The organism is Candidatus Pantoea communis, from assembly GCF_011752685.1.
Lineage (GTDB): Bacteria > Pseudomonadota > Gammaproteobacteria > Enterobacterales > Enterobacteriaceae > Pantoea > Pantoea communis.
The window spans coordinates 46,963-59,480 of record NZ_VWXC01000012.1; the positions used below are offsets into that span (position 1 = coordinate 46,963).

Here is a 12,518-nt window from a genome sequence, read left to right on the forward strand (position 1 = left end):
GCATCTGACGCGTATGTGGCGTTACGCGATGGTGTTATCGCGTAATAAAGATGTGGCCGAAGAGTTAGTGCAGTCCACCTGTGTGCGGGCGCTGGAACGCAGCGCCCAGTACACACCGGGCACACGCATCGATCGCTGGCTGTTTACCGTGCTGCACTCCGTGTGGATCAACGAACTGCGCGCGCAGCGGGTGCGCATGGGGCAGGGATTCGTCGAGAGTGATGAATTGCTCGCTCCCGACCATCAGCAACACAATGAACAGCGCATGCAATATGCCAAAGTGATGCAACGGGTTGGGCAGTTGCCAGAGGCACAGCGCAACGCGGTATTTTTAGTTTATGTCGAGGGTTTTACCTATCAGGAAGCCGCCGACACGCTGGCCGTACCGATTGGAACCATCATGAGCCGCCTCGCTGCGGCACGCGCTACTTTAGCCAGCGCAGTGACAGCGCGGCCTGCGGTACAGGAGAAACGCTTGTGAATGCACCACGATTTACCTCGCCCTATGCCGACGAAGCTATCGTTGCCTGGCTGGATGGTGAAATGCGCGCGGAGGATGCGCAGGCGTTTGAAACCGAATTAAAGCGCAGTGAAACGTTGTCAGCACGGACGGCTGAGCTGATGAAAAGCAATCAACCTTTTGCGGATGCGTTCGCGCCAATGCTGGATGAGGCGCCGCTGGAGCGTATGGAGTCACGACTGGCGTACCTGCTGGACAACACGCCGTCCGCACCGAAAAAAGAGACTGTTCAGGTTAGCCGTCGTGCGTTGATCGCGGCATCAGTCAGTTTTCTGCTGGTGGGCAGTGCCGTCGGTTTTTGGGCCAGACCCGTCGCGAAAGCTGAACAGGATGAGAGCGCGCGAATACGTGAACTGGAAGCACAATATATGTCGCTCTATAGCCCGGAAACGTTGGCGGATGTCGACAGTTCGCCACAGGTGTTAGCGCGTTCATTACAACGCACGGCGCGCGACCTCGATCTGCGTCTGACGACTGAGCAATTGACGCTTCCTGAAGCGAGCCTGAAAAGTGTGCGTATGTTGCGCTACGACGATTCACTGATCACTCAAATCGCCTGGAATCACAGCAATTACGGTCCGATGGCCCTGTGTATTTCGCGGGAAGATGCGAGTAAACAGAGTGCATTGGCGCAGGAAAAACGGCACGGCATGAATCTGGTGTGGTGGCATCGCAGCGGATATCAGTACGTGTTGATTGGGCGCAATCCTGCTGATCAGTTAAAACGAGCGGCGCAGGTGTTGAGCGTCGCTCTGGTGTAGATATACAAGGCAACCTTTGAACCGCTCCCGATTATGCCCCTACGACACTGCATCAAAATATCGTAGGGGCTTTTTTTATCGGCAGAACGCTTACGAGATCCCCAGCAGCTGTTTCAACTGCGCAATCTCAACGCGCCATTGTGTCTGCAACGTCGGTTTTTGATGTTTAGGCTTTCGCATCATATCTTCATCAAGCCTGCTCTCTAAATCGCACAAGGCCAATAGTAGTTCCTCCTCGTCGTTATGCGATTCGGCCGCCACGGGCTGAACGCTAGCAACACTTTTTTCTGACGGTTGTTCGGCCCCCATAAGTTCAATCACTTGTGCAAAGTCATGCCACTCGCTCAGTTGCTGATCCTGAATCAGCCAGAAACGGTTACAGCTGCTGGCGATCAGATTGCGATCGTGCGACACCAGCAACACCGCGCCCTCGAACTGATTGAGGGCGGCTGCCAACTCCTCTTTACCCAGCATATCCAAATGGTTGGTGGGCTCATCCAGCAGCAATAAGGAATAGCGCGCGAGTGTCAGCCCGACAAACAGCAGACGTGAGCGTTCACCGCCACTCAGCGAGCCCACCAATTGCTGATGACGGAGATAAGGGAACCCCGCACCTATCAGAGCCATCTTTCGCTGGTCGTCACTCAGAGGGGCAAAATGCGCCAGTGCCTCGTTGAGACTCTCCTCATCATGTAATTGCGTGAGGCTTTGGTCGTAATAACCTAGCTTTGCACGCGGATGAAACAGTGTGGTGGTCTCACGCTGGTATTCCAGCCAGAGTTGGCGCAGCAGCGAAGATTTCCCGCTGCCGTTGCGGCCCACAATGGCGATGCGGTCGCCGCTTTTAACCTGCAGGCTGGGTAACGAAAACAACGCAGGCGCGTTCTCCGCTGGGCGAATGTGCATTTCAGTCAGCGCCAGCACCCGATCGGCATCCAGCGCTTCTCCCAGCAGTTGAAGGCGCCATAAGCTGCCTTCGGTCAACGTGGTTTGTGCCTCTTTCAACCAACTGGCGCGCTTCTCCATTTGCTGCGCTTTACGCGACAGACCTTCGTTGTCGTAGGTGCGTCCCCAAATTGCCAGCCGTTTGGCACTTTTTTCGACGCGCTCAATCTCATTCTGTTCTGCCTGATAACGTTGTGCATCGGTTTCATCCTGCTGGGCCAGCGCTTGTCGGGCCGCAGAGCAGGGCAGGCGGAAGAATTGCAGGGTTTGATCGCGCAGGATCCAGCTGCAATTGGTGACCTGATCCAGCAAGGTGCTGTCATGTGAGACCAGCACAAAGCTGCCTTTCCAATTTATCAGGAACTGTTCCAGCCAAAGCAGCGTTGGAAGATCCAGATGGTTGCTGGGTTCATCCAGTAACAGCAGATCAGGCTGGAGAATAAGTGCACGCGCCAGCAGTAACCGCATATGTTGACCGCCACTCAACGTGGCTGCCGTTTGGGTATGCTGTTCAGCATCGAACCCCAGCGAAGAGAGTAGCGCTTCCGCTCGCCAGGCTTCACTGACCTGTTGCTGTTCTGGCAGACGCGCAATCACGCTTGTCAGCAGTGTGGCTTGCTGGAGCTGAGGGGGAAGATGTTGCTCAATTCGTGCCAGCAAACAGTGGTTGGCTAACGTAACGCTGCCCTGACTGCTTGCAAGTTCTCCGCTGAGGATTTTTAGCAGGGTACTTTTTCCCGTGCCGTTATCACCGAGCAGCCCAATGCGATCGCCTTTTTTGAGGCTGAAATTGATGTCATGAAATAGGGTACCGAAGGCGTTATCAAAGCCGACAGCGTGTGCGGATAGTAATGTGCTCATGTGCTTACTCATAAGTTGCAGGCGTGCGAACGCCTGACGTCAAAAACTGCTGACGACAACCCGGTAAGCCGGAGGAAGGGATGAGAATTTCAGTAGACTTCGCTCAGGCGGATTATCGCAGCACGAATGCAGAGATAGCTGAGCGCGGCCAATTACTATAAAAGTGTGAGTAAATAAACAATTCACACGATGGCATAGTAATCCTCCTTATTTATCAGTAGTGAGTAGGGTGGGTTGATGATAGTCACCTGGGCTGGCATTATCCACAGAATATTCGCGATGTTGTGAAGCCACAGGCCATGCCCGGTCAAAAGATATGATTTTCCAACTTGCGTAGTGCAACGGTATCTCCCCCTGAACAGGTTCCTCAAGCTGGTGACAATTATTCTCGATTAGCTGGAAAAATCAGTACGTTAAATTTCAGATTTTATCTAAAGCTCCATTGAATGGTGATAACAAATACCGAGGGAATAATAATCCCCGATTCAATGCCGAAATAGGGTGTGAAATTATATTGAAAGCCATGATAAATATAGGGTGAGAATCCTATTCCGGTGGCCTTTTTAAAGTCGTGATAGGAACCGTGATCGCCACAATCCTTAAAGGCATCGAAAAAAAACTCACCGGTGTAGCCGTAGATACCTTTAAAGGTCCAGCCATCATCCCAGGTTTTCCAGTCTTTTCTCACCCCTAACGCAAGACAGCGATCGTCAAAGCTGTTTTTCATGGTGCCGATCAGGACGCTATAGGTGGAATCTTCGGACAATTTTCTTTCTATCGAAAAGAAGTTATTCTCAAAATTTTCAGTGTATTGCCCATGATTCCCGGTCAGATGATAAACGTAGGAACCCGTGTTGATAGAATATAGGTTAATTTCGCTCGCTGGGCACTGCAGCGAAATGAGTGTTAATACAATCAGTAAGCCCCATAATAATCTGAGATTTGTTCTGGGGGATTCTTCTGTTATTTCATTCATTTTTTCCTCACCACTGGCAATGCGATAATGAAAAAAAAAGCGAACAGCAGCCTGATGGGTTGACTCAACATGTTGATTGATAAGTCAGAATGATCAGAGCTTTGAAATTTCAGATAAAGATATTTTATACTGATAAAAACATAGACGATGACGTATTTTAGCAGGTTTTTTGAAAGGGCAATATTCCGAAGAGAAGCGCATTATAAACATGCCTGGTTATATGATTAATAAATAAGGGATTCGTTTAAATAAATCATTCATGTACAGTTTTCACGGAATGATGTGTTCCTCATCCAATAAGGGGTAACCCGTGATAGGTTGCAAGCCTGCAAGTTATTGGTCATACGCCGATTGAAGATTCTCCACCCCAACGCTGCAGCATAACCAGAATCTCACGCCCGGTTATGCTGAACTACACAGGGATGGAAAGTAGAATGACTTCATTCCTGAGTGCAGCTTTAACCTTGATCCACCCAGATGAGCTTATCCACATCAAACCCCAGCCTTTGCGCGATAGCCAGGTACTGTTTTTTCACTTGATTCGGAAGCTTCGGCTCTCGCGACAAGATCCATAAATAACCCCGATTTGGACCGCTCACTAGCGCGTATTGATAATCATCATCCAATGCGATCACGTTATAGCCGCCATAGAACGGGCCAAAAAAGGAGACTTTAAGCGCTGCGGTATCCGATTTGCCGGTGAAATAGGCCTTGCCCTCACTCTCACTCCACTCTTTTTTCACCGGATCATATCCACGATTCAGCACGTTTATGCCGCCATCGTTGCGTTGAGTATAAGTGGCTGTGACATGATCTTTGCCGCGCTCAAAGCGGTGATCCAGACGGGCGATTTCGTACCATTTGCCCAAATAGCGGTTGGCATCAAAAGGGCTGATGGGCGTGACACCTTTTGGTGGCGTCGGGGATTTACAGGCAACCAGCGTTAACGATAACGCGGCAAGTGCGGCGATGGGCCATATTTTCATTACTGCTCCTTTATCGATCCTGATCCGTATTAAAGGGTATGTCAGCATGATTATAGGCAAGAAATATCGAGGCGGCCCTTAGGCCACCTGATGCAGGGGATTATTTCTTCTCTTTATCTTCGTCAGCCGGAATCAGTGGCTCATCAATCGCAATAGAGGTGCCTGACTTCAGCAACTGAATATCGAGTATCACGTAGGTCATGGTGGTGATAAACAAAGAAATCACGCTGCCAATCACGCCGCTGGTGGTAAAGGTGAAGTAGTTGTACATCACCACCCAGGTCACACAAATAAACAGGGCAAGCGCAACGTTAATGGCTGACTGTGAATAGTTGGTGGTGCGAGCGCCCATCTCATTGATTTGCTTATAGAGGTTGGTGCCAACGTATTTCTCCAGCACAAAAATGCCTTGATCCCAACTGCGCAGGCGTCGCGCGCTGCTGCGGGTAAAGAACAGGAATAACAACGAGACAAACAGACCGGAAAAGGCGATCAGCACGGGGACAGCTTCTAATGCATACACCAGACTTTTGTGGCTGGGTGCTTGTGCGGTGAGATCCAGCGTCAGCGAGGCGCCCAGGACGGCATAGAGGAAAATAAACAACGCTAAAAACACAGCATTGCGTTTCCAGTCGAGTTCCGCTTCGTGATTTTTCTGCTGCCGAGCGATGTCGAGGGCGTGTTGTAAACGCGTGTCGCTGGATTGGGTATCCACTTGTCCTATCTCTTCTCCGAGCAAACGGTGAATAAACGGCTGATCGGCCGAATCAATGGTGATGCGCATAACTATCCTGATGGCGTAACTATCGAGGTGCACAGTGTAACGCAATTTCGGCCGCAGGCAGGAATCTGCGAGACAACACGCAGTTTCAGTGCTGCAGTTGCTCATGATTTGCACATCATTTGTACACTTTACTCTGCGGTCACTGTCGGCCGTGTACAGCACGACGGAGGAATAGCCTATGTCGTACGTAGATGGTTTTGTCGTTGCGGTGCCTGAAGTTAATAAAGAGGATTACCGTGCCATGGCGGCCAAAGCAGCGCCGCTGTTTAAGGAGTTTGGTGCCACCCGCATCGTGGAGTGCTGGGCAGATGATCTACCTGAAGGCAAGCTCACGGATTTTTATCGGTCGGTGAAAGCGGAAGAGGGAGAAACAGTGGTGTTCAGCTGGATTGAATATCCCTCACGTGAAGTGCGTGATGCGGCCAATCAGAAAATGATGTCCGATCCGCGGATGAAAGAGATGGGCGAAAACATGCCGTTTGATGGCAAAAGAATGATTTACGGCGGTTTCTCGATTCTACTCGAAGAGTAATGTGCAGGGCGCGTCGGCGCCCTGCACATTTCTGTCGCGGTCAGGCATGCGAGAGGCTACGGCCACTGCTGACACTGTATGACGGTTCGATAACCATCGTGATCTTGATACGTTTTTCCGTTTTGATCCCAATATGGGTTGAACGCATCAATCTGTACAAATCCCGCCAATACCATTTGCTGGCATGTTTGCTGCCACCTATCACGCTCGGGTAAATACAGCACCAACAGATCTTCTGATGAGGGTGAAGGGATGACCGGATGCGAAGTGCATTGTGTGAATTCCAGATGCCAGGGCACATCTGCTTTTCCCAGCATCACGCCATTGAAGCCTTGGTGGTCTTCAAAGGCGCCAATCACATCCAGTCCCAATCCTGATTGATAAAGTTCACGACTGCGCTCCAGTTGTGAAACCGGTCGCGCTACGCGTAGGGTAAGTGTTGCCACAAGTTTAACTCCATGACGATGAGGTTTAGTCCTGTCACTCATACTGTAGCGGCGACAAAAGAGTGATGGCGCAATGCGTGCGCATTGTGTATTGGCGTTGCTAAATCGTCATGAATTAACGCTATTTTTTCGTAATTCTAAACGGGATGGAGAGCATGATGAGCTATGTCAGTGAGATGAGAACCTTAGTTGGACATCGTATGTTGCTGCTTGCGGGAGCGAACGTCATCATCCTTGACGATAAGCAACGTATTTTACTACAACAGCGATTAGACGGAAGCTGGGGACTACCCGGTGGGTTGATGGAACCGGGTGAAAGCCTCGAACAAACCGCTGTGCGTGAAGTGAAAGAAGAGACGAACATTGATATCGATGAACTTCATTTTTTGAAAGTCTTTTCTGGCAAAGAATTTACTTTTACGCTTAATAATAAAGATGAAATCAATGTCGTCACCGCGCTCTACTGGTCAAAAAAATGGCATGGTAATTTAATAAATGATAAAAGTGAGGGGTTGTCATTGGCATTCTTCACCACTGATGATATGCCCGATAATATGAGCGAAGAGTATCAACTCTACCTTCGTTACTTTGTATCAAAATAAATCGTCATCAGATTGGATTACGTGGCCATGCTCAGTACAACAAACGCCACGTCAACAAGGAGTTAGCATGCTGGATATCATCCATTTCCCCCTGTTCCTCATTTCGGTATTCCTGCTGTGTATCACGCCGGGGCCGGACCTCGCTTATGTGATCGGGCAAAGCGTGGCCAATGGGCGACGCAGCGGCGTGATATCTGCGAGCGGTGTGGCGCTCGGCAGCTGTACTCATGCGTTGGCCAGTGCAATAGGTTTAACGGCGTTAATTACCGCCTCGCCGATGTTATTTACAGCGATTAAATATATCGGGGCTGCTTATCTTATTTATTTAGGTGGCAAGATGGTGTGGGAAACGTTTATTGTCAAACCACAGGGATGTCGCTCACAGACTCAGGTGCCACGCTCCAATACACGTAATCTTTTAGTACGCGGTTTTATTATCTCTATCACTAATCCCAAAGTGTTATTGTTTTTCATTTCGTTCTTCCCACAATTCGTCGTGGTAGAGGGTAACTATCATGCGAGTTCCTTCCTGCTGTTGGGACTAACATACGCGGTGATTGGGTTGATTACTGATGTGACGTTTGCCCTGCTGGCGGGCGGTGCTGCGAGTGCAGTATCGCGCAACATTACGCTGCAAAAGCTGCTGGATCGTATCGTCGGTATGACATTCATTGGCCTGGGAATTCGCCTGGCCCTGACCCGACGTTAAAAATGCAGAAGAGACAGCAAGTCTGATGATTGGCGATAGCGACTTAATCGGGTAACGTGAAGTGTCTTACGTTACCTACAAAATAATGACCGCACGCTAAGTTGCAGGAGAGCTCGTTCATGGCCGTTAATCCCAATATCATCGGCATCGTCAGCGATGAATTCACTAACCCAAATACCGTCACGATGCTGAATGAAATGACGCGCCAGTTAAACGCGCGTGGTTTAGTGACGCTGTTGCTGAATGTCGATTCAGCAGAAAGCTATCAACGTATGTTGCAGAATGCCGCATCTTTGCCGCTGGCGGGGTTGGTATTTCTGACATCCCTGTTTGAGGATGAATTGCATACCGCAGCAAAACTACTGCCTGACGTGGCGACGGTGCATTTAAGCCAGAGCCGTGAAGCAGGTGCTGAGGTCGTGATTGCCGATGGTTTCGATGCGGGTGCCGAGATGGGGTTATTGTTACTGTCTCAAGGACATCAACGCTTTGGCTTTATGCACAGTCAGCAGCAGGCCGATCCCGCGCGTCAAATGGCAGGCCTGGTGTCCAGCCTTGAGGCAGAACATAAAACGCTGAACATTCAGCTGGTGGCCGGGGCTAACGATCGAGAACTGGCTTATCAGACCATGATGGCCTACCTGAAGAAAACCCGTGCAGCGGAGCGCATTAATGCACTGTTCTGCGAAAGCGATGTGCTGGCCTTTGGTGCATTGCAGGCAGTGCGCGATTTTGGCCAGGGCGCACACGTTGCAGTCGTAGGTTTTGATGATGTGGATGAAGCACGCGCTTCCACCTGGCATCTCACCAGTTGGGCACAGCGTCGTGATTTGCTGGTCAACGAAGCACTGAATCGCTTACTGGAAAATCGTGCTGATACCGACAACGCCTGGCAGCAAGGTGAGTTGCAAGTTCGCCACTCCCATCACGGAAAATATGTGCCGGGAGAAATGTCGCAGTGCGGTTGTGCGATTCGACACTAATTTTATTGGGTCGCCAGGCCGGCGACCCGCTGCAATCAATTCTCTAAACGCCCGACCAGGCTTGCAGAACCCAGCGCGTGACCTTTCAATTTTGCGACTAACTCAGTGTGACTGAGTCCTGCGGGTAAACTGCCGTTCGCAAGGTCGGTCGCCACCAGCACAAAGTTGTAGTGGTGATAGCCCGCGCCTGCGGGTGGACAAGGGCCATAATAGTTTTGCGTGCCGGGCGTATTGGTGCCATAGCTAAAATTTCCCCCTTTGCTTAACTCACCCTGTTGGAATTTATTACGCGTAGCATCAATGTTGTACGCCAGCATATGCGTCACCCCCAAGCCTTTGGCGCCAGCCGGATCGGTCAGCAGTAGCACATAACTCTGGGTGCCCACGGGCGGATTGGCCCAGCTCAGCGCGGGCGACAGGTTTTTGCCGCTGCAGGAGAGATTGTTCTTATCGTTGCCACCCAATGCTTTCTTCATCACGCCGTTATCGGCGAAGTCTGCTGACTTAAGCGAAAACGCCGCCGCATGGGCAAACAGTGGCAGGCTGCTAAAGCAGAGTAGGGTCAGTAACTTCTTCATTATTGCTCCTCAACAAGGACGGGTTGTGCGTGCGACAGTTGATCCCACGCGTGAAAATTAGCGCTGGGCTAGCGGCGTTGACTGACGCGAACTGCGCGCCGAATAGAGCACGACGATGGCGGAAAACAGGGCAAATGCGGCAGCACAGAACAACATGCTGGCAAATCCATCGGCGTAGCTGGTAATGATGAGTGGTTGTAACGAGACCTGATGAACGGCGTCATACATTGCCAGTGCATGGCGGAAATCGCCGGCGATAACCTGCGCGCTAAAACCGGGTTGAAGGGGCAACTGCGCGTGTAGCATCGCTGATTGTAATTGCCACTGTGTGCTGGCCGCCAGAATCGCGCCCAGCGTGGCAAATCCTAACAAAATGCCGGAAAAACGGGCTGTTGTGCTGATACCCGATGCCATTCCTGCCTGCTGCGGCGGTACGGTTGCCATAATCGCCTTTTGGGTTTCGCCATTGAGCAGCCCACCGCCACTGCCGAGTAGGGCCATACCCGCCAGGGTCAGCAGCAAATGGTGTTGGTACACGGCAGTCGCAATCACCATGTTGCCAAAGGAGACGGTGACCAGGCCAAGAGCCAGTAAAGTGGCGGCATGCAGGCGTTTGCCGAGCCAGCGCGCCACAACAGGAAACAGCAGCATTGCCAGAGCGAAAGGCAGCATACCCGCTCCGGCCATTAACGGCGTCATTCCCTCAACATTCTGTAATAACAGCGGCAGTAATGAGGTCATAACTTGAGCGGTGGCAGCGTAAGCAAACATCGCTAATACTGCGCCAATAAAGGGGAACGAGCGGAAAAGTTGCAGATTCAACATCGGCCTGCTTTTGCCACTTTCCACACGGATAAACAGGCCAAACCACAACGCGCCGAGACACAATCTGCCCACCACTTCACGGCTCAACCAGCCATGTTGCGGCGCTAATATTAATGCCCAGGTCAAACAGAACATGCCTGCGATAAACAGCGCGATCCCAGGTAAATCGAGTTTACCCGCGTGTTCATGCCTGGATTCCTCAATGTGGCGAGTGACGGCCAGCATCAGCAGGGCACAAATAGGAATATTGACTAAAAATGTCCAGCGCCAGCCAAGCAACGTACTGATCATGCCACCGGCCAACGGTGCCAGCACCATGGTTAATCCCATCACACCGCCCCAAATCGCCCATGCCCGGTTACGTGCCTGACTATCGCGAAAGCTGTGCGCGATAATTGCCAGTGCTGGCGCCAGCAGAAATGCGGAGCCAATACCCTGAACCGTACGGGCAATATTGAGTGCTAAAACGCTGGTCGCCATGCCACAGGCGAGTGAGGCCAGTGCAAACAGTAAAATGCCGCCGAGAAAGAGTCGGCGTCGGCCAAATTTGTCTGCCAGCGACCCTGCCGGCAAAAGGAGTGAGGAAAAGCTCAGCACGTAAGCGCCAATGACCCATTCCATGTCTGCAAAAGAAGCATGCAGACCTTTAGCGATGGTTGGCAACATAACGCCGACGATATTGGTGTCGATTACCGTCAATGCGCACCCGGTTGAGGCGACGAGTAAAACACGATTCAGATGGCGATGGTCGAGCGCGATGGTAGCAGTGGACATCTTTTCTCCCGCGAGCAAGGTAGTGAATGCTTTACAGCTTGAATCCATCACGGAAGTCATTCAATAAACAGTACTGGAGTTATTGTTAGGCAAAAACTAACAACATTTATATTGCTGGCGTTTTCGTTTCAGGTAATGATCGACATTTTCATCACACAAGATAAGTAGGAGGTAAAACGTGGAATTACGCCATCTACGCTATTTTCTGGAACTGGCAAAAACGCTGCATTATGGCGTGGCGGCTGAGAATCTTAATATATCCACGCCGACGCTGTCGGTGCAGATTAATCAATTGGAAGAAGAATTAGGTGCGCCATTATTTTATCGTACTCAACGTAAAGTCGAGTTGACGCAGATTGGAGAAATTTTCCAACAGGAGGCGCGCGAGACTCTACAACATGCCGAGCAGGCCAAATCCCGAGTACGTAGTGCCGCTCGCGGCGAACGCGGTTATATCCGCGTGGGCTATGTGGCATCCGCACTATTATCAGGCATTTTAACCCGGTTATTGACGAGCTTTAGCGCCGGTGCACCTGATATCTCAATCAATGCACGTGAATCAGTCATGGATACACTGGCCACTCAGGTTAGTGAACGTACTATTGATGTTGCCTTTGTGCGCGGTCCTGTGCCGTTGCCTGCCGATGTCGGATACATTGAAGTCGAGCAAGATCACTTCGCATTGGCACTGCCGGATAACCACCCGCTGGTTGCGCAGGAACAACCCATCGAACCTGCGCAACTTAAAGGGGAAACCTTTATTTTGCCCGAACAAGTGTCTGGCACCGTGACCTTTGCACAGCGTGGTGGGTTTATTCTGAGTCGTAGCTGGTCGGCGGGCAGTTTAAATGAAGTGCTGGCCAATGTCGCATTAGGTAATGGTGTTGCGGTAATACCGGCTATTCTGGTGACTCAATTAAAATTAACCGGCATCACTTATCGTGAAATACCCGGAGCCGTTATTCCTTCATCCATTTGGTTCTTATATCGTAAACGTGAACGTACTCCCGCAGTGAATAAGCTGGTGCGCATGATTGAACGAAGCACCTGACTATTTTATTTGCAACGTCGCAACGCGATCTTTCAATGCGCGTTCAATCGCCTTGCGGTGATAGGGTGACATTTTGCGCCACTCCTGTGCCTCTTTACGCGTACGGCCACAGGCACGACACCAGCCATTTTTTCCCTCAAAAATACAGACATCAGTACAAGGCGATTTTACAGACATGGAAATAA

Annotated in this window: 15 protein-coding genes; 7 read left to right on the forward strand and 8 right to left on the reverse strand. The window is 50.8% G+C overall.

Annotated elements, in window-relative coordinates; all coding sequences use genetic code 11:
• Positions 1-13 precede the first annotated feature (13 nt).
• Both F3J37_RS16420 and F3J37_RS16425 read left to right on the forward strand, forming a co-directional pair.
• Positions 14-481 carry a sigma-70 family RNA polymerase sigma factor gene (locus tag F3J37_RS16420; RefSeq protein WP_240154121.1) on the forward strand — a complete coding sequence of 156 codons (468 nt, stop codon included), beginning with the start codon at positions 14-16 and terminating at the stop codon, positions 479-481.
• Positions 478-1,281, forward strand: a complete 804-nt coding sequence (locus F3J37_RS16425) for an anti-sigma factor family protein (RefSeq protein WP_166934496.1) — start codon at positions 478-480, stop codon at positions 1,279-1,281. Before F3J37_RS16420 ends, F3J37_RS16425 begins: the two co-directional genes overlap by 4 nt.
• Before the next feature lie 90 nt (positions 1,282-1,371).
• Here the strand turns inward: F3J37_RS16425 and F3J37_RS16430 are convergent, their stop codons facing one another.
• The 4 genes from F3J37_RS16430 to F3J37_RS16445 all read right to left on the reverse strand — a co-directional run bounded on the left by F3J37_RS16430 (position 1,372) and on the right by F3J37_RS16445 (position 5,833).
• The gene (locus F3J37_RS16430) at positions 1,372-3,087 is read right to left on the reverse strand and encodes an ABC-F family ATP-binding cassette domain-containing protein (RefSeq protein WP_166934497.1); all 1,716 of its coding nucleotides are present in this window, start codon (positions 3,085-3,087) and stop codon (positions 1,372-1,374) included.
• A gap of 427 nt (positions 3,088-3,514) precedes the next feature.
• Positions 3,515-4,063: a hypothetical protein gene (locus F3J37_RS16435; protein WP_240154116.1), complete on the reverse strand. Its 549-nt coding sequence runs from the start codon at positions 4,061-4,063 to the stop codon at positions 3,515-3,517.
• A gap of 458 nt (positions 4,064-4,521) precedes the next feature.
• On the reverse strand, positions 4,522-5,049 hold the full coding sequence (blc, locus tag F3J37_RS16440) for an outer membrane lipoprotein Blc (RefSeq protein WP_166934499.1): 528 nt from the start codon (positions 5,047-5,049) through the stop codon (positions 4,522-4,524).
• Positions 5,050-5,149: 100 nt separating this feature from the next.
• A complete protein-coding gene (locus tag F3J37_RS16445; RefSeq protein ID WP_058960967.1) occupies positions 5,150-5,833 on the reverse strand; it encodes a RipA family octameric membrane protein in 684 nt (227 codons plus the stop codon).
• 178 nt (positions 5,834-6,011) lie between these two features.
• Between F3J37_RS16445 and F3J37_RS16450 the strand changes: the two genes are divergently transcribed.
• The gene (locus F3J37_RS16450; protein ID WP_166934500.1) at positions 6,012-6,365 is read left to right on the forward strand and encodes a DUF1428 domain-containing protein; all 354 of its coding nucleotides are present in this window, start codon (positions 6,012-6,014) and stop codon (positions 6,363-6,365) included.
• Positions 6,366-6,421: 56 nt separating this feature from the next.
• Here the strand turns inward: F3J37_RS16450 and F3J37_RS16455 are convergent, their stop codons facing one another.
• A complete protein-coding gene (locus tag F3J37_RS16455; protein ID WP_369410674.1) occupies positions 6,422-6,811 on the reverse strand; it encodes a VOC family protein in 390 nt (129 codons plus the stop codon).
• A 158-nt stretch (positions 6,812-6,969) separates the two neighbouring features.
• On the opposite strand from F3J37_RS16455, the gene F3J37_RS16460 reads away from it, so the two are divergent.
• The 3 genes from F3J37_RS16460 (at position 6,970) to F3J37_RS16470 (ending at position 9,105) form a co-directional block, all read left to right on the forward strand.
• A complete protein-coding gene (locus tag F3J37_RS16460; protein ID WP_034829924.1) occupies positions 6,970-7,413 on the forward strand; it encodes an NUDIX hydrolase in 444 nt (147 codons plus the stop codon).
• 67 nt (positions 7,414-7,480) lie between these two features.
• Positions 7,481-8,122 carry a LysE family translocator gene (locus F3J37_RS16465; protein WP_166934503.1) on the forward strand — a complete coding sequence of 214 codons (642 nt, stop codon included), beginning with the start codon at positions 7,481-7,483 and terminating at the stop codon, positions 8,120-8,122.
• Positions 8,123-8,241: 119 nt separating this feature from the next.
• Positions 8,242-9,105 (forward strand): substrate-binding domain-containing protein, encoded by an 864-nt coding sequence (locus tag F3J37_RS16470; RefSeq protein WP_166934505.1) that lies wholly within the window; start codon positions 8,242-8,244, stop codon positions 9,103-9,105.
• 35 nt (positions 9,106-9,140) lie between these two features.
• Here the strand turns inward: F3J37_RS16470 and F3J37_RS16475 are convergent, their stop codons facing one another.
• Together F3J37_RS16475 and F3J37_RS16480 are read right to left on the reverse strand one after the other, a co-directional pair.
• The gene (locus F3J37_RS16475) at positions 9,141-9,683 is read right to left on the reverse strand and encodes a YbhB/YbcL family Raf kinase inhibitor-like protein (RefSeq protein WP_166934507.1); all 543 of its coding nucleotides are present in this window, start codon (positions 9,681-9,683) and stop codon (positions 9,141-9,143) included.
• A 57-nt stretch (positions 9,684-9,740) separates the two neighbouring features.
• On the reverse strand, positions 9,741-11,282 hold the full coding sequence (locus tag F3J37_RS16480; RefSeq protein ID WP_166934509.1) for an MFS transporter: 1,542 nt from the start codon (positions 11,280-11,282) through the stop codon (positions 9,741-9,743).
• 178 nt (positions 11,283-11,460) lie between these two features.
• Between F3J37_RS16480 and F3J37_RS16485 the strand changes: the two genes are divergently transcribed.
• The gene (locus F3J37_RS16485; RefSeq protein WP_166934511.1) at positions 11,461-12,333 is read left to right on the forward strand and encodes a LysR substrate-binding domain-containing protein; all 873 of its coding nucleotides are present in this window, start codon (positions 11,461-11,463) and stop codon (positions 12,331-12,333) included.
• Here F3J37_RS16485 and F3J37_RS16490 read toward each other — a convergent pair whose 3' ends face one another.
• Positions 12,334-12,510, reverse strand: a complete 177-nt coding sequence (locus F3J37_RS16490; protein WP_034829866.1) for a DUF1289 domain-containing protein — start codon at positions 12,508-12,510, stop codon at positions 12,334-12,336.
• Between the last annotated feature and the right edge of the window lie 8 nt (positions 12,511-12,518).